Here is a 19,489-nt window from a genome sequence, read left to right on the forward strand (position 1 = left end):
CAAAAGCTACAGAATGAAGGCCCGCGTCGAAAACCCTCCAGCATAAAACTATCAAGCCGTCTCACAATTGCCCACCTGAGACGGCTTTGTTTTAATGCATTTTTAAACCGCCAGTAGGCAGACATTTTCACGACGCCGCTGACAACGTAAGCCCAATGGAATTTGAAGCAGAGCTATTAAAGATTGCAGCTTAACCTGGTGTCCGTTTTTTGTTGACCACTATAGTTCGGGGCGGCAGGGAATATCGGAAACGATGTTAAGACACAGGGGGCTTGTAAGTTTACTCTGGATTTGATTCGGTTTTCCTGGGCTGCATTGAAATTAACTGGTGTAAAGGATTTTTGGGTTCTGAATTAATATCATGCTGTAACGCAGCCAGTAGCAACTGAAAGCCGAGTATGATTGGGAGGGCTGCAAACATGACAGTACCACTGCTTGCATACATGCCTTGGCTGGATAAATAGGCCCAATTAATTCCTCCGTATACGGTTCCGAACAAAAAAAGTATGCTGCCGAAAATTATTTGGAGGCTTGCGGCATTAAAATCACGTACATAATAATTGTAAAGTCCTCTCTTCAGAGTATTACGAATATGCTTTACAAAAAATTCAGGTATACTCCGAAGAGGGCTTAGATTGCTCGTTTCTCCTTCATAAATAGAGTTCATAGGAATATCGACTCCTACTGCCCTAATTGTATTTAAACGAAAAAGTAAATCCGATTCAAAAAAATACCTGGAGTCCAGTTTACTCAGGTCAAGCTTTTGGATGACAGCGGCATGAATGGCAAAGAACCCGTTATTGGGATCCATTAAGCTCCAATATCCAGAGGATAACTTGCTGATAAACGATAGGATGCCATTGCCAATAAGCCGAGTCGCAGGCATTCCTGATAATGTCTCTGGACACCAGAAACGATTTCCTTTAGTGAAATCCGCCAATCCTATCGTGAGGGGGTAAATAAACTGCGGAATCATGACCGGATCCATTTGTCCATCGCTGTCAATTCGAACAATGATGTCTGCACCCAGTTCGATTGCTTTTTTAAAGCCGCTTACAACGGCAGCTCCGACCCCTCTGTTTGTCCCGTGTTCAATAAGGATAAGGCGAGAATCAGATGCGTTATTAATGGCATATTTACCAGTATTTTGAGGGCATCCATCGTCGACGAGTACTATCCAGTCGATCTCTGGGCCAACCTTTTCCAGAAGAGTCAGGATATGATCACGAGTTTGATAGCATGGCAACACAAGGAATGTATTCATCTCAACCCCGACAGAGCAACCCCTATAATAATCAACAAGAAACCAGCGATTTGATTGGACCCAATGGGCTCATTAAATATAAAAAAGGCCATTAGTGGAACCATCCCAAATGCCAAAGCCATCCACGGATACGCGAAGCTTAAAGCAGTTGTTCTTAATACATGTACCCACAGCAACGTTGTTAGGGCATAAATGAATAGCCCAAGCCACAAGCATGGTTGCAAAAGAGCATCCATCAAAGCATGAAATCCTGTACCCTCAATTTTGAGTGCACCCGCCCTGAAAAGCAATTGGCCACTGCTGATTCCAAACACGCATAATATGCAATTAATAATCTGGGTCTTACTCATCGCCCTGCACCCCAACCATTGCACTTCGACTTCTCCATTTTTGTATCATGAATGTACCAAATGCCTGGATAACCAAAAGGGCCTGAATATAAATCACAGGTCTCAATGGTATACCGTACCTTGGGAAAGGAGCACCTGCAATGTGTATGGCTATAAAATACAACATGATTAGGGAAAGCAGTCGAGAAACGTATACATTTGCTATACTCAGGCCCCATTTAGAATGTGGAAGCCAAGCCATGGCTGTTGCAAGAAGAGAGAGTGCCACAAAAAACCAATGGAGCGATTTCATGAACTGATGAGTCCCGCGCACCCATCCCCCATGTAAGTAAGGTGATTTCACAACACGATAAATGAAAACATCCCCCATTCCAGCCAATATATCCCAAGATAATAAGGTTATGGGCTTTTTTATCAAATACCAGTACATATGCCGATAGGGTTCACTTTTAAATCGACGTTTGATTTCTGCCATTACACTATTCATATCCTTTGAAATATTATGAATTTCTGGATCAAACCTATAGGGAAAGCCTCTTGATTTAGGGTTGCCCTTATACATGAGGTCGGGATACATCCCGTGGTGCAGTGTTGCTATCTTCAATCGACTGTCCGAACTTTTACCGGTTGCTTGGTAATTTCGAACAAACCAAGGAGCCATAGTAAAGACAAAGCAAAACAAAACCAAGAGGCAATTTTTCAACTTAAGGCGACGACTTGATGTTATATATATCACGATAATAATTGGAAAAATAAAATATTGAAGGGTTGGGCGAGTCAAGGAAGTCAAACCGAGAGTTATGCCAGCAAGACATAGAACCCAAGTGTTATGTTTTTTAATGCTATAAACAAGGAGCCAAAGACTTAAAAACATCAAAAATGTAAACAGAGTCTCAGTTAGTACATACGTTGTGCATACAACCAAGTGTGGTGAAATTCCGGCAAGGAATGCCGCAAATAAAGCCAGCCACCGATTTAAACAATATTGAGCAAGCAGATATACAAGAAGGACCGTAGCACATCCTAATACGACCTGCATTCGTTGTATATCCCAGACCATTTTCATGGTGGGAGGATATTCAACAAAAGGTAATATGGCCATCGGGTAGCCTGGTGTGCAGATTGAATCCGGTTTTGGTTTTTCTAAACTGTAATTTTGGCGTGAATACACACCGTGTTTTTTGACGTTTAAAGCATAAAAATAGTATCCCTTAGCATCTTTGCAAATAGGAAATTCGACCACGGTTTCATTTATTACTTTTAGGCGTATAAGAAATGATAAAAAAATTATAAACACAGCAAGTGCGATAAATAAAAAATCTTTTCTTAAATGAAACATTCTACACACCCTCATTCCCTTGCCATAATTTGGAAATCGTCCTCATAAAGAAATCAAAATGAGAGGTTTATTCCCACATTTTTATTATCCCATCGAGTTTGTAGTATAACTACTTTAAGCGTGGCAACACTTTTTCCCACTCATACCCCACAATATTTCGATCCTCTTTGGAAAACTCCACCCCCACCAGATAGACATCTCCACTCGTCTCATATTTTTCATGGTATCGCTTCGCCTTGATCTGTTCCAAGGCAGAGTTCTCTTCTTTCACCAATTCTACCACCTTGAACTCAAAAATGAAGATGGCATCATCCATCTTGAGGGTCATGTCGATCCGACCATGATTGGTGGTGTCTTCGGGGGTGACGTCAAGGCCGAGAGACGCAAAGTAGCAGTAGAAAATTGAGGCGTAGTAGCCCTCATAACCTGAAAGATTGTTTTTGCGGTACCAGTCGTGGGGGATGGAGGCGAAGAAGCTGTGGAAGATGAGGGGCAGGGCATCCAGGTTCATCTCGCAGAGGGCATCGTACAGGTCGCTTTTGATAGCCTGCTTTTTTACACGGTTTTGAGATAGTTGCGAGAGGAGATAGTCGGTCAGGCTTTTTTTGACCTCTTTGTTGGGGTACTTCAGAATATAGATGATATCATCGGCGACCTGTGTCTCTCGGTCGATGGTGAGGTATCCAGCTTGAAAAAGGAGTGTTTCGATGGCTATCTCTTCGATATCAAAACTTCCGATGAGCTCTTCGCTGGCATGGATGGTTTCGATGGCGGGGGTGAAATATTTCCCCGATTCGATGAGTTTTATAAGGAACGTCGGGGTACCGGTTTCAAACCAGTAGTTTCGAAATTTATATCCTTTTGAAATAAAAAGAAGGATGTCAAATGGGTTATAGACGTGTTCCCCCAGCCAGTTGTAGCCGTTGTACCACTGTTTGATTTTTTTCAAGTCGTAACCTTGAAGATGCTCTCCAAAACACTGTTCAAGGTCTTTTTGAGTATATCCACACAGGGTCGAATATTTGGGATCCAGCGTGATGTCGTCAAGATTGTTCAATCCACTGAATATGGAGACCTTGCTGAACTTTGAGACCCCGGTGATAAAGACAAATCGAATGTTATCATCCTGAGCCTTGATAACAGAGTAGAGATCCTTCAGACATTCACGCAATTGTGCCGCAATTTCCGGGTGGGTGATGTTGTCGAGGATGGGTTTGTCGTATTCATCTACCAGTATCACGACTTTTTGGTCCGTTTTTTCTCGGACTTGCCTGATAAGATCTTCAAATCTATCGGCAATGTTGTCAAAGCGAGGCGTGACATCAAACTGCTCAGCGAGGATTTGAAGCGCGTTGAGAATCCTCTCTTCAAGCAGTCTCCTCGAATCGGTAACCCCGCCTGCAAAACTGATGGAGATGACCGGGTGCTTCTGGCTCCAGTCCCATGCGTTTTCGATGGCAAGGCCTGTGAATAGCTCTTTCTTCCCCTCAAAGATGCACTTGAGCGTGTCCACAAAGAGGCTCTTGCCGAACCGCCTGGGTCTGGAGAGAAAATAGTATTTTCCATTTTCAATCAGATCAAGGGCAATGCCCGTCTTGTCCACGTAGACGTAGTTCTCCTCCCGTATCTCACTGAACGTCTGGATCCCGATGGGGAGTTTTTTTAAATTTTTGTTTGTCGTCATTGGTTTGACCCCCAACAAGTGAGCAGTGAGTGGTGAATGGTGAGTAGGGATAGAAGCGTTTCGCCCCACCAAATTTTTAAACAGGCTATGAGTGGAGCGAATTCCTTGAACCAAGCACCAGGAACGACGAACCAAGAACGCTTTTTCGCTTGCATGGTTCCCCCGTCGTTCGCCCATGCAAAGGGCGTCTACTCTCAATGGCTGAAGAACCCTCGACTCTTCAGTTTATTCTGACAGCCGGGGAAGACGAAAACAAGGGGGCTGCCGTGACAAGCAAGGGCTCGGGACATTCATGAACCTGGATTCCAAGGGAGTAAGCCACTGGATCCGCAGCGTCGTCCTTTGTGGCTTGGTGCCTTCGTGCGAGATGCATCCTTTGACTGTGAGGACGGTTGTCGTCGGTGTTGCCTCCCATCTGTGTGTATCTGTGTCATCTGTGGCTAAATTTTTTGTACCTATTAAGCTTACGCCTCCGGCAACCTGCTTTCAAGGTGGCACACCTTGCCGCCGGAGGCCGTTGTTCATGCTCTGAATAGGTACTTTTTTATTTAACTCTGATAGCCCATGAGCGAAGCGAATTCCTTGAACTAAGAACCAAGAACGACGAACCAGGAACGGTTTTTTCTTTTTTAAAACCCCGGCAGTTTAAAGCTCATCGTGACCTCCCCGGTTTCCTTATTGATCTTTATCTTTTTATCAGCCCCTTCTGTGTTTTCAATCTTTTGTCCTGTGACCATCTCGAGGAGTCCGCCGATGAAGTCCATGCCGGAGTTGAGGACCGCTTCGATTTTTTCCGGGGGTTGAGTCTGAAAGATGGCGCCCAGGTTGGCCTCAGATGGGGTTGAGGCGTTGCTTTCGGCGGGTTCTGATGTCGGGGTGTTCTCTTTTGGCGCGTCACTTGCTTCAGCGAGGACCTCAGGGTTGAGAAAGTACGGGGTGTCATCCGGGATCTCTATGCTGTCAGAGGCTTCAGCTGGTGCTGTGATTGCCTCTTCATCCATAAGCTTGCGGAGCTGGTTGATGAGATCTGTGCGTTTTTCGGAAGAGAACTCCACTTCGTCCACGGTGCCGTCGAAGACACCCTGGAAGAGCTCTGTTTTTAATTGAATTCCGGCAAGGATGCGTTCTTCAATGGAATCTTTGGCGATGAGGTTGACCACGTTGACAGACCCGCTTGTCTGGCCGATGCGGTTGACCCTGCCGATGCGCTGGTTGAGCTTGGCCGGGTTCCAGGGAAGCTCGAAGTTAACGACGCAGTCTGCGGCCTGAAGGTTGAGGCCTGTTCCCCCGGCATCTGAGGAGAGAAAGACTTTGCAGTCGGGGTTGGTGGAAAACTCGTCAATGAGGGCCTGGCGCTTGTGGACCGGAATTTTGCCGGAGAGCTCTACAAAGGGAATGCCTGCCTCGGAGAGGTGCTTGGCGATAAGAAAGTTCATGCGGGTCCATTCGCTGAATACCACCACCTTGCGGTTGTTCTCCACGGCCAGGTCATGGATGATGTTCTTAAACTCCTTCAGCTTCGGAGAGATGTGCGTCTTCTTGTCGATGAGGTAGGTGGAGTCGCAGACCATCCGGGACATGAGCAGCAGCTGCTGGATCCTCTGGACATCGATGGGGGTGAGGAATTTTTTGCTCAGCAGGGGAAGCAGGGAGCTCAGGTAGCCCCCGTGGATCTTTTTCTGCTGGTCGGTCAGCTCGATGTAATAGTTGCTGACCACTTCGTTCGGCAGCTCGGTGAGGACCTCCTCTTTTTTTCGGCGGATGACAATCCCTTTCAGTTTTTCGTGAAGGGCCCCGAGGTTGGTGTATCCAGCAATATGATTCTTCTTTTTCCGGTTGATTAGAAAATGGCGTCCGGCAAAGTCCCAGAGGGGGGCCAGCAGGTCCGGGTCGAGGAACTGAGTGATGGAGTAGACATCCTCCAGTTTATTCTCTAAGGGGGTGCCGGTGAGGACCAGGGCGTGGGTCCTTGGGATGGCTTTTATGGCTTCTGCGGTCTTGGTGGTGAAGTTTTTGATGCGCTGGGCTTCATCCAGGATGATCAGATCCGGCTTCATGCGTCGGATGGCCAGGGTATCCCGCAGCACCGCTTCGTAGTTGGTGATTTTGAAAAAGGTCGTGTCTTCAGTGTAGATTCGCTGGCGTTCTGAGGCCGGGCCGGAGACGATGAGGGCCGGCTCATCGGTAAACCGTTCGATCTCCCGTTTCCACTGCTCTTTCAAGGAGGCCAGGGTGATCACCAGGACTTTTTTGAATCCGAAGATCTCTTTTTTTAAGGTGGCCAGGGCAATGGCCTGAAGGGTTTTGCCCAGGCCCATCTCATCGCCGATGAGGGCGGCGGGTTTGTAGAGGGCAAAGCGGATCCCCTCCCGCTGGTAAGGGTAGAGGGTAGCCTTGATCGATGAAAGATCGGGCAGGGCATCCGCATCATGGCGCGAGGCTGTGTCTGCGACGGAGTGGCGTTTCAGTCGCCTTAAAATTTCATCCTGAAAGCGCACGCGCTTGTGGCCGTAAAGACGATTCATGCCCGGGATCAGCTCGGCCAGCTCGGTTCCCGTGAAGTGACCGGAGGCATCAAACAATCCCGAGAGGGCCTCTTTGACCTCGGGAAGTTCGGTCAATCCGTCCTCGCTGAAGAGGGCCGGGGCATGGGCTATGGAATCCCAGTGGATATCCACAAAGGGGAAAATTTCCTGGGTGGCCTGCGCTGTCATGCCCGGTATTTTTTTCATCTCCGCCTGTATAAAGATCAAGTGCTTGCAGGTGCCGAGACGGTTGACGGCATAATCCGGGCAGCTGCAGTGGCCTTTGCCGGAAACAGGGTCGTGAATGGTGACGGTGTAGCTTCGCCCGGTGGGCGTCTCCACCAGGTGTTCCCCTTTATAAGTGTCTCCCGGAACCAGTCGAAAACCCTCACTCTTGGCTCTCTTTTCTCTGTCTTTAACTGCTTGGATACGGATCTCGTCATAGGTGAGGTATTTTTCCTCAAGGGGCTCGTCGGGTTCAGATGTCGGGGATTCAAAACATCGGTGGCAGATATCAAGGAAGGCGGCCACCACGTGTTTGCAGCCATCTCCGGGATAGGGGCAGGAGCAGTCGAAACGAAAATTTCCGGCGCTGTTTTTGTCGATGGTGATTTCATAGTCGCCGTAGTCGCCATCGTAGCGATACAAATGGGTGTCCGGGTTTTCCATGGGGATCCGAAGCAGGTCTCCCTGTTCATGGATGGTAACCCCGCGCCTGAAAATAATCTCTGAATCTGCAACGTGCTCTTTGATGGTGGAAGGGGAAAGCTGCATGAAATCGACTCCGAAATTTTTTATGTTGGTTTTACAACTGTTTAACAAAGAATGCCTCCGGCGGCGAGGTTGCCACCTCGAAAGCGGGTTTGCGAATGCGCATCGGGAGTCGTCACTCCGGGCTGAAATGCGTCCGCATTCGCGTGTAGTGTAAGGAAACGCACAGTGCGTCGCACGTGCCTGAGCTGTAGGTGGACAGAATCCAACTCAGCCGTTGACTTTAACCGGAATAACTCCGGCGGCCCTGCCGGGGGCCAAACGTTTGAAAAGTTTGATAAACCGGTATCGTCTGTTCATGAGATTGTCGATGCATTCTCATGCTGCGTTACTATCTCTGATGCATCTTCACAAACCACTGTTGATCATGGATATTTTAAACCATAGTGAATGTGGATAAGCTTGAATAAACCATGCCGTTGCAATTTTTTTTCTAAACGGCACACCTCGCCGCCGACAAAAAAGCATGTGTTCTTCGTGCATGGTTATGGAGTCGCTCCGCTCTGTCTGTTTATTGAATCAGGCATGAGCGTAGCGAATACATCGAACCAAGAACCAAGAACCAGGAACAACCTTAACCATAGAAGGCTTGTCTTTGGTTTTTTGGTCCATTGTGTTCGAGCCATGGTTCATCAAATAACCGGGTTGTGATAAGACCCTTATCCATATACAGTGGTGTCGATTGTAAATCAATAAGAGAGCCATACAAAGCAGCGTGGAGCGGGAGGAGATAAGTGATGGCTGTGCTTGAGAATAAGAGCGTATTGGTGTGCGTTACGGCGGGGATTGCCGCTTATAAAGCGGTGGAGGTGGTTCGGCTGCTTCAGAAGGAGGGCGCGGACGTTCGGGTGGCCATGACCTGGGGGGCGAAATCCTTTGTCGGGGAGATGACTTTTGCCGCGATTTCAGGGCATCCGGTGCTTTCAAACTTGTTTAAAGAGGGAGAGGGTGCATCCATCGGGCATATTGAGACGGCGGAAAAGGCTGATGTGGTGGTAGTGGCTCCTGCCACGGCCAATATCATCGGGAAGCTGGCTCACGGTATTGCCGATGACGCGGTGACGACCACCCTGCTCGCCGTGACGACTCCAAAGTTGATCTGCCCCGCCATGAATACGCATATGTACGAAAATCGAGCGGTTCAGAGAAACCTGGATATTCTTGAAGGGGACGGGTATCACGTTGTCGAGCCTGGCGCGGGGGAGATGGCCTGCGGGACGACGGGTCCCGGGCGACTTCCTGAGCCTTCGACCATCGTGGATCGCGTGAAGGCGGTTCTCTTTTCCAAAGATCTTGCGGGTAAAAAAATTCTTGTCTCTGCCGGACCGACCCAGGAAGCCATTGACCCGGTGCGCTATATCTCCAACCACTCTTCTGGAAAGATGGGGTATGAGGTTGCCCGGGCTGCGGAGTATCGCGGGGCGGAGGTGACCCTTGTCTCAGGCCCGGTGAGTCTGGCCCCGCCCGTGGGGGTGGACCGGATTTCTGTCACCTCTGTGGACGAGATGGCTGAAACAATTTTTTCCCGTTTGGATGAGGTCGATGCGGTGATTAAGGTGGCCGCTGTGGCAGATTACAGGCCCCGCACACGGTGTGAGCACAAGATCAAGAAACTCAATGATGACATGACCATTGAGCTCGATAAGAATATGGATATCCTGAAAGAGCTGGGCAGGCGCAAGACCCGCCAGGTGTTGGTCGGTTTTGCCGCAGAGACCCAGGATCTGGCTGGAAACGCTCGAAAAAAGATTGAAGCCAAGAATCTGGACATGATCGTGGGAAATCTCGTGGGCGATCCGGCGTCCGGTTTTGGGACCGATACCAATATTGTCACCTTTTTTCACCCCGATGGGCGCAAAGAACCCTTTGAATCCATGGGAAAAGACGAGGTGGCCCATGCCCTCCTCGACCGGATCGCAGGGATGATGAAAACGCGCGGGTAGGGGAAAAGCGACAAGCAGGCCTTTTGAATAAGGCGAAAAAAGCCTCCGGCGGCAAGGTGGCCACCTTGAAAGCGGGTTTGCGAATGCGTACCGGCTGCTGGGGTTCTCAGAACTGCGCATCCGCGTCTGCATTCGGGTGACGTTTGTGGGGCTCGCACGCGCCTCGATGACGTGGTGGATATACGGCTCGGTTGGGGCCTTACAAATTTTTATTGAACATTCAGGGCAGATGGAACAGATGACGGAAAAAAATCTCCAGGCACACCCGCAGAGAACTCCCCTTGAGGAGGTGAAGGCATCGCTCCTTTATTTGAAAAGCCTTGGGCTTCAAGGGGTGGAGTGTACCGATGAGGCGGCCAAGCTTTTGGGGACCCTCGGGAGGGCGACGCCGCAGGCGAACAGCAGGAGGCCAGCGTCGCGTCAGCCTGTGGCACAGGCCGGCTCGCAAGGGATACCGAAACAGGATCGTCCACCGATTCGTCCGGGGGCCGGGAGAGCCGCTTCCGAGGCCACCCCTCACGTCGGACACGCTGCTCAGGTAAAAAGCCCTGCGACGCCCATGGCAGGAGAACTCAAGAGACGTCCTCGGGTGCAGCCTGTGGTGGAGACTCTGGAATCCATTCGGGAAGATCTGGGCGAATGCACGCGATGCGGGCTCTTCAGGGGGCGAAACCAGATTGTGTTTGGGGTCGGCAATCCCCAGGCCAGGCTGATGTTTATCGGTGATATGCCCCTTTCGGATGAAGACCGGCAGGGGGTTCCCTTTCTTGGCGTCTCGGGTGAGCTGCTGAATAAGATGATTCACGCCATGGGCCTCTCTCGGGACGAGGTGTATCTCTCCAATCTCCTGAAATGCTGCCCAGCACCCCAGCAGCGACGGCCGGATGTCAGCACCTGCCTCTCCTTTCTGGAGCGGCAGATCGCCGTGGTTCGGCCCGAGGTGATTTGTGCCCTCGGGGCCGTCGCTGCCCAGACCCTTCTCGGGATCACCTCCGGGGTGGCCGGGATTCGTGGCCAGTTTCAGAATTATAAAGGGATTCGGCTGATGCCCACCTTTCATCCTACCTTTCTGCTTCGCCACCCCGAACACAAGCGCCAGGCCTGGCAGGACCTTCAGCAGGTGATGGCGGTTTTAAAAAACAGGGGATAGGTGAAAAAAAGACGGTTCTTGGTTCTTCGTTCGTCGTGCTTGGCTAAGGTATTTAGTGGGGCGTGGCTAAAGGCGAAGGGCAAAGGGGCGAAAGAGCGAGGCCTCCGGCTGCAAGGTGAGGCCACCGTGAAAGCGGGTTTGCGTCACTCCAGGCTGAAATGCATCCGCATTCGCGTGACGTACAAGGAAACGCACCGTTCGTCGCAAGTGCATGCGTTGCAGGTGGTCAGAATTCAACTCAGCCGGTAATTATTCAGCTCATGCCACCCAATCGCCACACCCCGATACGGCAGGGTCGATGAAGAAGGAAACCGTATAAAGGGTTTGCCCTTTGGTCTCCGTGTCGATGTGGGATGTAGGGTGCGTCATGCGTACCGCTTAACGTTCGATAAACCTGCAACGCGGCATTTTGTTATAAGTGTAGAGACGGGGCCGGCGGTTTGCGTGACGTTGAACGTTGCGGGAGCCGCACCCTTATTGGGCCCTGGTCATCGTTTCGGCCACCTTCGCATTGACATCACCACCCGTATCATAAAACCCGGCAGTATCCCATCATCACCATGGATTCCCGCCTTCGCGGGAAAGACGAGGGCGAGCCGGGAAAGACGAGGGCAGGATGGAAAAAACGCTACAGAACATGATACCCTTCGTCCCTCCTCGTCTTCCCCGGCGGACTGAGGAAATTGATTCGGTTGTGTCGTTTTATTGTTCGAAATTCGCCACCTTTTGTATCGCGAGGTGACCGGGGATCCATGCTCGGATTTACGTTTTCTTCCTATACCATTTCGGCCAAAGGTAACTCGCGGTTTTTATGGACTTGGCCGAAGCGATGATCAAGGCCGATTATTTACTTTCTGGCGCCTAACCCGGATATTTCATGGGAAAACAATCAGGACCAATGAATAATTCGTAATGACAGTTCTTTGCAGTCATATTTTCAGTCGTTTCAAAAATGCAAAATGTAATCCACGGTATTCTGTCTGATTTTCTCACCCTTCGGGCGAGCTGGATGCACTCATCTGCCGCGTTATCAGAGCTTTGAGGTAAACCACTACATCTTCAGCTCTGATGCCTTGCATATGAGCGCACCCCACTCGTGAAATATCCGGGATAGCGTCCCAAGTTTTGATGAGAGTCATTGTATTTTTTGTTCCCAGGAAGAGTCGTGAAAACGAGAAAAAAATAGGCACAAATACCTTTGGGAAAAGTCTTTCGATAGCATATGATTAGCACTTGACATGTTATTTCAGTCTATTATTAGCCTTTAGCCACCACCTCAAACGAAGAATCCAAAGCCATGAACCAGCCACCCGTCAGTAAAAAATCCCTTTTTGATCATATGCTCGATTTTCTGGAGTACCTTTCTGCCCAGAAGGGATACTCCCTTCATACGGTACGGGCGTATCGTTCGGACCTGCTCGATTTTCATTCTTTTTTTATGGAGACCCCGGGGCAATTTGATGACGATGTTTCTGCAAAAATGCCTCCGGTCCCAGATGATGTTGACGTGATCTCTATAAGGGGTTACCTTAACAGGCTGTATAAAGAGGGGCTTTCCAAGCGCTCTGTGGCGCGAAGGCTTTCCTCTCTCCGATCGCTCTATAAATACCTGAAAAAGAGGGGTGTTGTGGAGAAAAGCCCCTTGGACACCATCCGCACACCGAAGCAGGATCAGACACTTCCCACTTATCTGACGGTGGACGATATGTTTCGTCTGCTGGATGCCATGGATGATGGAACGCTTCTTTCCAGGCGAAATCGAGCCATGTTTGAGTTGTTGTACTCAAGTGGACTTCGTGTTTCTGAACTCTCTTCTTTGGATTGCCCTCACCTTGATATGGGTGTAAACAGCGTTCGGGTCTGCGGCAAAGGGAACAAAGAACGTGTGGTTCCCGTGGGGGAACGCGCCGTTCGTGCCATCCGTTTTTATCGGGAGACCCTTGCAGAAGAAAAAAAGATCCCTGCCGACAAGGGGCCGTTGTTTCTGAATAAAAATCTCGGGAGGCTTTCTACGCGTTCCATTGCGCGGATTTTGGAGAAGACAGCCAGAGAGAGCGGGCTCACAGTGCCGGTCTCGCCCCATGCGTTGCGCCACTCCTTTGCCACCCACATGCTGGATGCGGGCGCGGACTTGAGGGGGGTGCAGGAGATGCTGGGGCACGAGAGCCTCTCCACAACGCAGAAATACACCCATGTCTCCATCGATCGGTTGACCCAGGCCTATGATAAGGCGCACCCGAGAAAATAATATGTGTTCCGGTGATGCCATTGCCATTTATAATTCATGGCCCCCGGCAGGGCCGCCGGAGGCATAAACTGAATAGTTACTTAATTTGTTGGTTTGTTTAATGTGGAGATAAAAACGATGACGGAGAAGAGTGTCGCAGATATTCTCATTGAATCTCTGCCCTACATACGGCAATTTGCCGGTAAGACAATTGTGGTTAAATATGGCGGCCATGCCATGGTGGATGAACAGCTCAAGGAAGATTTTGCTCGGGACATCACCCTGATGAAGTACATCGGGTTGAACCCTGTTGTGGTTCATGGGGGTGGCCCCCAGATCAACCTGGTGCTGGACAAGATGGGGATCAACTCTACCTTTGTCCGGGGCATGCGCATGACCGATGATGAGACCATGGACGTGGTAGAGATGGTGCTGGGCGGCAAGGTGAACAAGTCCATCGTCGCTCAGATCAACCGCGAGGGTGGCCGGGCTGTCGGATTAAGTGGCAAGGATGGTGGGCTCATTGAGGCGAACAAGCTGACCATCGTCAGTGAGGAAGAGGGCAAACCCCCTGAGATTATCGACGCCGGGCATGTGGGTAAGGTGACCCGGGTAAATCCCGAGATCATTGATACCTTGACCGCCAAGGGCTTTATTCCGGTGATCGCGCCGGTGGGGGTGGGCGAAAATGGCGAAACATACAACATCAACGCCGATCTCGTGGCCTCGGAAGTCGCATCCGCTTTAAAGGCGGCCCGGCTTCTTCTCTTGACCGACGTGGACGGTGTTCTTGATAAACAGGGCGCTCTGGTCTCCACCATCGAAGCCGAAGCTGTGCCCGGGCTGATCCAGGACAGCACCGTCACCGGCGGCATGATTCCCAAGATTGAATACGCCCTTGCCGCGTTACGGCAGGGTGTGGAAAAAACCCATATCATCAATGGAAAGCGAAGACATTCGCTGATTCTTGAACTCTTTACCGATCAAGGGATTGGGACGGAAGTGGTATTATGAATGAATGGATAGCTCGTGAAGCAGAGGTGGTGGCGCAGACTTATGCCCGCTGCCCCGTGGTTTTCGTCAAAGGCGAAGGAACCACCCTTACTGACGATGCGGGAAAGACCTATACGGACTTTCTGGCTGGCATCGCCGTCTGCAACCTGGGACATGCTCACCCCAAAGTGGCCGCAGCTCTTTCAGAGCAGGCATCGACCCTGTGTCATGTCTCCAACCTGTTCTATACGCGGCCCCAGGTAGAGCTGGCCGAGTGGCTCACCCAGCGGTGTTTTGCCGATCGGGTTTTTCTGTGTAACAGCGGGGCCGAAGCCAACGAAGCGGCCATTAAGCTGGCCCGCAAGTATTTCCATGACAAAGGGGAATCGCGGAGTCGTATTATCTCCATGGGTCGATCTTTTCATGGTCGGACCATGGCGACCTTGTCGGCCACCGGCCAGGACAAGGTGCAGGAAGGCTTTTCTCCCCTTCTGCCTGGGTTTGACTATGCTGAGTTCAACAACCTGGAAGCGCTCGAAGAGGTCATGGACGAGACGGTTTGTGCCGTTCTGGTGGAACCGATTCAGGGCGAGGGGGGAGTGATTGTCCCCGACGACGGTTATCTCGAGGCGGTACGCGCCTTGTGTGATCGTCATGGCGCTCTGCTAATTCTTGATGAAATTCAGACGGGCATGGGCCGGACAGGAAAGCTTTTTGCCCATCAGCACACCTCTGTGACGCCGGATATCATGACCCTGGCCAAGGCCCTGGGTAATGGGTTGCCCATTGGTGCTATGCTGGCAACGAACAAGGTGATGGCCGCATTCTCCAAAGGGGCCCATGGGTCGACCTTTGGCGGCACGCCTCTGGTCACAGCGGCTGCCCTTGCGGTGGTACGGGCCTTTGATGACGAGCAGGTGGTGGAAAAAGCCGCTGAAACCGGTGCTTACTTCCGGGTGAGCCTGGAAAAACTGAAGGCAAAGCATGCGTTGGTCAAGGATATCCGGGGGCAGGGCCTGCTCCTCGGCATGGAGATCGACGGAGACGGAGCCGAGGTGGTTAAAAAGGCCCTCGAAAAGGGGCAGGTGATTAACGCGGTCCAGGGCAAGACCCTGCGCTTTGTACCTCCCCTGATCATTAAAAAAGCTGAAATCGATGTGCTTATGGATGTTCTGGACGCGATTTTTTCTGAGATGAACCAAGCTTGATTCATTCTAAAGATGAATAAATAACAGCCTGACGTGAATGCGCCTTTCTCTGTGGATGATGGGGAAGGTGCATTTGCCATTTGTTTTCAAGGGCGGGGCAGCTGACTGAATAAGGCTGCCGCCCTTGCCACCCGGAGGCTGTTTGGACTATTTTTTGTGCGCCAAAGGAACCGACCAAGGAGAAAGAGATGAAAAAAGACCTGCTGACACTCAAGGACCTGACCAAAGAGCAATTTGACGCCCTGTTTGCACGCGCCCTGGAGCTGAAGAAGAGAAAAAAAGAGGGCATCGTGGACCGCCCCCTCGAAGGGAAAAGCGTGGGGCTTTTGTTCAACAAACCCTCCACCCGAACCCGTATCTCTTTTGAAACGGCCACCATTCAGCTGGGTGGCGTTTCCATTTTCATGAACGAAAACGATACCCAGATCGGTCGCAGTGAGCCTGTGAAAGACACCGCCCGTGTTCTGGCTCGATATATCGATTGTCTGGTGATTCGTACCTTCTCCCAGGCGCTTGTGGAAGAGTACGCAAGCTACTCTGACGCTCCCGTGATCAACGCCTTGACCGATATGTATCACCCCTGTCAGATTCTTTCAGACCTCATGACCGTCATTGAGGCCAAGGGAAGCTACGACGCCAAGGTTGCCTGGGTGGGCGACGGCAACAACGTTTCCCATTCCTGGATCTGGGCTGCTTCCACCCTTGGATTTGAGTTGGTCCTTGCCTGCCCCGAAGGGTTCGATCCCGATGAGACCATTTTTAAAGAGGCCCTGGCCCGAGGCGCCAAAATCAGCGTGGTGCGGGATCCCAAGGCGGCTGTGGCCGCAGCGGATATCGTTTACACCGACGTCTGGGCCAGCATGGGCCAGGAGGCCGAGCAGAAAGCCCGCGAGAAATCCTTTGAAGGGTTCATCGTGGACGATGCCCTCATGGCTCTGGCCAAGCCCGACGCCTCGTTTATGCATTGTTTACCCGCCCACCGCGGCGAAGAGGTCTCCGAGTCTGTGATGGAAGGTGCGCAGTCCATTATCTGGGATGAGGCTGAAAACAAGCTCCATATGCACAAGGCCATCCTTGATATGCTCATTAATCGGACGCTGTAATTGCCTGTTGCGTCCTTTTATAGCGTGGTGTTAAAAAGGAGCGGGAATATGTGGCAGAAATGCTGCCATGCCCGGGCCATTGTTGTCATTGCAATGCCCATATTTTGATCATGATTTGAGTCCCCAGGGATGCATTGTTCCCACGGGTTCTCTTTAATTTCGGTATATTAAAATTTAAGATGTATTCGTAAAAATAAAGGATCAAGCATGCCCTTTTTTCTTCTGTGTGCAGGGAAGAGGGGCCTGTTGTTCATCGTCTAAGAGTTTTGCCGTTCGGTGTTCGGATCTTTTTACGAATTTAACAAAAAATGCCCAGGGGGTTATTGTGTCTGATATCAAAAAAGTGGTCCTTGCCTACTCAGGCGGACTCGATACATCGGTTATTCTCAAGTGGCTCATTGAGACCTATGGCTGCGAAGTGGTTACCTTTTCCGCTGACTTGGGTCAGGAAGAGGAGCTGGACGGCCTCGATGAGAAAGCAAGAAAAACCGGTGCGGTGAAGGCCTACATCGACGATCTCCGTGAAGAGTTCGTCCGTGATTACATTTTTCCTGCTTTTCGCGCCAACGCCATTTATGAAGGCCAGTACCTTCTTGGAACCTCCATCGCGCGTCCGCTGATTGCCAAGCGTCAGATGGAGATTGCCCGCATGGAAGGGGCCGACGCTGTGAGCCATGGAGCCACAGGCAAGGGCAACGATCAGGTTCGTTTTGAACTTGGCTATCTTGCCATCGATCCCGGCATCAAAATCATCGCTCCCTGGCGCGATTGGGATTTGAACTCCCGCACGGCTTTGATGGCGTTCGCGAATAAGCATGGGATCGAGGTCCCCCAGACGCCTAAAAAACCCTACAGCACCGACCGCAACATGCTGCACATCAGCTACGAGGGCGGGATCCTGGAAGACCCCTGGGCCTCAGCCACCGATGAGATGTACACCATGAGCGTGCGTCCTGAGGATGCTCCGGACACCCCCGAAGAGATCGAGATTACCTTCCGCAAGGGCAACCCCGTGGCTATCAACGGGGTAGAGATGACCCCGGCGGTTCTTTTTAAAGAACTCAATATCCTGGGCGGACGTCACGGCATTGGCCGCATTGATCTTGTGGAGAACCGATTCGTGGGCATGAAGTCCCGTGGGGTTTACGAGACACCGGGCGGAACGCTCCTGCGTCATGCTCATATGACCATGGAGTCCATCACCCTGGACCGTGAAGTGGCTCACCTTAGAGATTCTCTGATTCCCAAGTACGCCGAGTTGATTTACAACGGCTTCTGGTTCTCTCCGGAGATGCGCATGCTCCAGAACACCATCGACCAGAGCCAGGAGTTCGTCAACGGCGTGGTCCGGCTCAAGCTTTACAAGGGCAACTCCTACGTGCTGGGCCGCAAGTCCGATGATTCGCTTTACAACGAAGCCTTTGCCACCTTCGAAGGGGATGATGTTTACACCCAGAAGGATGCCGAAGGGTTTATCCGTCTCAACTCTTTGAGGCTTCGAATTCAGAAAATGGCCGGCAGAAAGCTGGGAGGCGAGTAGATGAGTGCAAAACTCTGGTCCGGTCGCTTCTCCATGGGGACGGATAAGGCGGTGGAGGCCTTTACCTCCTCCATTCTCGTGGACAAGCGTCTCTATGCCTATGACATTGAAGGGAGCATCGCCCATTCCAAGATGATGGCAAAGCAGGGCGTCATCGAAGAGGACGAGGCGGAGCTCATGGAAAAGGGGCTCCTTGAGGTGAAGGTGGATATCGAAAACGGGAGCTTCGTCTATGATGATGCCCTGGAAGATATCCACATGCACATTGAGTCCGCCTTGACCGAGAAGATCGGGGACGTGGCCCGAAAACTTCACACCGGTCGAAGCCGGAACGATCAGGTCGCCCTGGATATCCGGCTTTATCTCCGCGAGGAGACCCGGATGGTCATTGAGGGTCTCAAGCTCCTCCGTGGTGTGATCGTGGAACTGGCAGAAAAGCAGTTCGGGGTGGTGATGCCGGGGTATACCCATCTCCAGCGCGCCCAGCCCGTGCTCTTCTCTCATCACATGATGGCCTACTACGAGATGTTTTCACGGGATCAGGAGCGTTTTGAAGACGCTCTGACCCGCATTAACGTGATGCCTCTGGGGGCCGCGGCCCTGGCCGGGACTACCTACCCCATCGATCGTCATTATGTGGCTGAGCTGCTTGATTTCCCCAGGGTCTCAGCCAACAGCATGGACACCGTGGGGGATCGTGATTTCATCATGGAGTTCCTCTCGGCGGCGTCTATTTCCATGGTTCATTTCTCCCGGTTCTCCGAAGAGTTGATTCTCTGGTCTTCCTCCGAGTACCATTTTATTGAGATCTCAGATGCCTTCACCACGGGCAGCAGCATCATGCCCCAGAAGAAGAACCCGGACATTCCCGAATTGGTACGCGGCAAAGCGGGCCGGGTGATCGGCAGTTTGATGGCCAGCATCACCCAGATGAAGGGGCTTCCCATGGCCTACAACCGGGATATGCAGGAAGACAAGCCCCCCCTTTTCGACGGGGTCGACACGATCAAGGCTGTGATCGATATTTATATTCGCATGCTGCCCAATATCAAGGTGATGGCCGATGTGACCCGGCTTTCAACCGAGACGGGTTTTCTGAACGCCACCGATCTGGCCGACTATCTTGCCACCAAGGGGATGCCCTTTCGGGAAGCCCACAGCGTGGCAGGCAAGGCTGTGGCATATGCCCTTGACAAGGGCGTTGAGCTCGGGGATCTGTCGGCCGATGAGATGAAGGATTTTTCCGATCTTATTGAGCCGGATATCTTTGCCTTTCTCACCACCGATTCCATGGTGGAACGGCGTACCTCCTTTGGCGGTACCGCGCCGTCACGTGTGCGGAAAGCCATGGATCAAGCCATCGCCGATCTCGGCGGAAGGGTATCATAGCCA

12 protein-coding genes are annotated in these 19,489 nt (G+C 51.3%); 8 read left to right on the top strand and 4 right to left on the bottom strand.

Annotation, left to right across the window (positions count from 1 at the left end; genetic code table 11):
* Positions 1 to 280 precede the first annotated feature (280 nt).
* From Q1Q75_RS18655 to Q1Q75_RS18670, 4 genes are all read right to left on the bottom strand, one after another.
* Complete coding sequence (locus tag Q1Q75_RS18655; protein ID WP_300673772.1) at positions 281 to 1,264, bottom strand: glycosyltransferase family 2 protein; 984 nt, start codon at positions 1,262 to 1,264, stop codon at positions 281 to 283.
* Between the two features lie 342 nt (positions 1,265 to 1,606).
* Complete coding sequence (locus Q1Q75_RS18660) at positions 1,607 to 2,953, bottom strand: glycosyltransferase family 39 protein (RefSeq protein WP_300673774.1); 1,347 nt, start codon at positions 2,951 to 2,953, stop codon at positions 1,607 to 1,609.
* A gap of 109 nt (positions 2,954 to 3,062) precedes the next feature.
* Positions 3,063 to 4,637: an ATP-binding protein gene (locus Q1Q75_RS18665; RefSeq protein ID WP_300673776.1), complete on the bottom strand. Its 1,575-nt coding sequence runs from the start codon at positions 4,635 to 4,637 to the stop codon at positions 3,063 to 3,065.
* A gap of 629 nt (positions 4,638 to 5,266) precedes the next feature.
* Positions 5,267 to 7,936 carry a DEAD/DEAH box helicase gene (locus tag Q1Q75_RS18670; RefSeq protein WP_300673778.1) on the bottom strand — a complete coding sequence of 890 codons (2,670 nt, stop codon included), beginning with the start codon at positions 7,934 to 7,936 and terminating at the stop codon, positions 5,267 to 5,269.
* 734 nt (positions 7,937 to 8,670) lie between these two features.
* On the opposite strand from Q1Q75_RS18670, the gene coaBC reads away from it, so the two are divergent.
* The 8 genes from coaBC (at position 8,671) to argH (ending at position 19,486) form a co-directional block, all read left to right on the top strand.
* Positions 8,671 to 9,876, top strand: a complete 1,206-nt coding sequence (gene coaBC, locus Q1Q75_RS18675; RefSeq protein ID WP_300673780.1) for a bifunctional phosphopantothenoylcysteine decarboxylase/phosphopantothenate--cysteine ligase CoaBC — start codon at positions 8,671 to 8,673, stop codon at positions 9,874 to 9,876.
* A gap of 238 nt (positions 9,877 to 10,114) precedes the next feature.
* On the top strand, positions 10,115 to 11,026 hold the full coding sequence (locus Q1Q75_RS18680; RefSeq protein WP_300673783.1) for a uracil-DNA glycosylase: 912 nt from the start codon (positions 10,115 to 10,117) through the stop codon (positions 11,024 to 11,026).
* Between the two features lie 1,297 nt (positions 11,027 to 12,323).
* Positions 12,324 to 13,274, top strand: coding sequence for a tyrosine recombinase XerC (xerC, locus tag Q1Q75_RS18685; protein ID WP_300673786.1), 951 nt, complete (start codon positions 12,324 to 12,326; stop codon positions 13,272 to 13,274).
* Positions 13,275 to 13,391: 117 nt separating this feature from the next.
* Complete coding sequence (argB, locus tag Q1Q75_RS18690; RefSeq protein WP_300673788.1) at positions 13,392 to 14,267, top strand: acetylglutamate kinase; 876 nt, start codon at positions 13,392 to 13,394, stop codon at positions 14,265 to 14,267.
* Complete coding sequence (locus Q1Q75_RS18695) at positions 14,264 to 15,454, top strand: acetylornithine transaminase (RefSeq protein WP_300673791.1); 1,191 nt, start codon at positions 14,264 to 14,266, stop codon at positions 15,452 to 15,454. The genes argB and Q1Q75_RS18695 overlap by 4 nt, the downstream gene beginning before the upstream one ends.
* A gap of 188 nt (positions 15,455 to 15,642) precedes the next feature.
* Positions 15,643 to 16,557: an ornithine carbamoyltransferase gene (gene argF / locus Q1Q75_RS18700; protein WP_300673793.1), complete on the top strand. Its 915-nt coding sequence runs from the start codon at positions 15,643 to 15,645 to the stop codon at positions 16,555 to 16,557.
* 325 nt (positions 16,558 to 16,882) lie between these two features.
* The gene (locus Q1Q75_RS18705) at positions 16,883 to 18,097 is read left to right on the top strand and encodes an argininosuccinate synthase (RefSeq protein ID WP_366945260.1); all 1,215 of its coding nucleotides are present in this window, start codon (positions 16,883 to 16,885) and stop codon (positions 18,095 to 18,097) included.
* The gene (gene argH, locus Q1Q75_RS18710; RefSeq protein WP_300673796.1) at positions 18,098 to 19,486 is read left to right on the top strand and encodes an argininosuccinate lyase; all 1,389 of its coding nucleotides are present in this window, start codon (positions 18,098 to 18,100) and stop codon (positions 19,484 to 19,486) included. It abuts the gene before it with no gap.
* The last annotated feature ends 3 nt before the right edge of the window (positions 19,487 to 19,489 follow it).

Source organism: Desulfoluna sp., from assembly GCF_030145185.1.
GTDB lineage: Bacteria > Desulfobacterota > Desulfobacteria > Desulfobacterales > Desulfolunaceae > Desulfoluna.

Coding starts and splice junctions, on each gene's coding strand:
- Q1Q75_RS18695 (WP_300673791.1), top strand. CDS start 14,264: ATGAATGAATGGATAGCTCGTGAAGCAGAGGTGGTGGCGCAGACTTAT.
- Q1Q75_RS18680 (WP_300673783.1), top strand. CDS start 10,115: ATGACGGAAAAAAATCTCCAGGCACACCCGCAGAGAACTCCCCTTGAG.
- Q1Q75_RS18655 (WP_300673772.1), bottom strand. CDS start 1,264: ATGAATACATTCCTTGTGTTGCCATGCTATCAAACTCGTGATCATATC.
- Q1Q75_RS18665 (WP_300673776.1), bottom strand. CDS start 4,637: ATGACGACAAACAAAAATTTAAAAAAACTCCCCATCGGGATCCAGACG.
- xerC (WP_300673786.1), top strand. CDS start 12,324: ATGAACCAGCCACCCGTCAGTAAAAAATCCCTTTTTGATCATATGCTC.
- Q1Q75_RS18670 (WP_300673778.1), bottom strand. CDS start 7,936: ATGCAGCTTTCCCCTTCCACCATCAAAGAGCACGTTGCAGATTCAGAG.
- coaBC (WP_300673780.1), top strand. CDS start 8,671: ATGGCTGTGCTTGAGAATAAGAGCGTATTGGTGTGCGTTACGGCGGGG.
- argB (WP_300673788.1), top strand. CDS start 13,392: ATGACGGAGAAGAGTGTCGCAGATATTCTCATTGAATCTCTGCCCTAC.
- argH (WP_300673796.1), top strand. CDS start 18,098: ATGAGTGCAAAACTCTGGTCCGGTCGCTTCTCCATGGGGACGGATAAG.
- Q1Q75_RS18660 (WP_300673774.1), bottom strand. CDS start 2,953: ATGTTTCATTTAAGAAAAGATTTTTTATTTATCGCACTTGCTGTGTTT.
- argF (WP_300673793.1), top strand. CDS start 15,643: ATGAAAAAAGACCTGCTGACACTCAAGGACCTGACCAAAGAGCAATTT.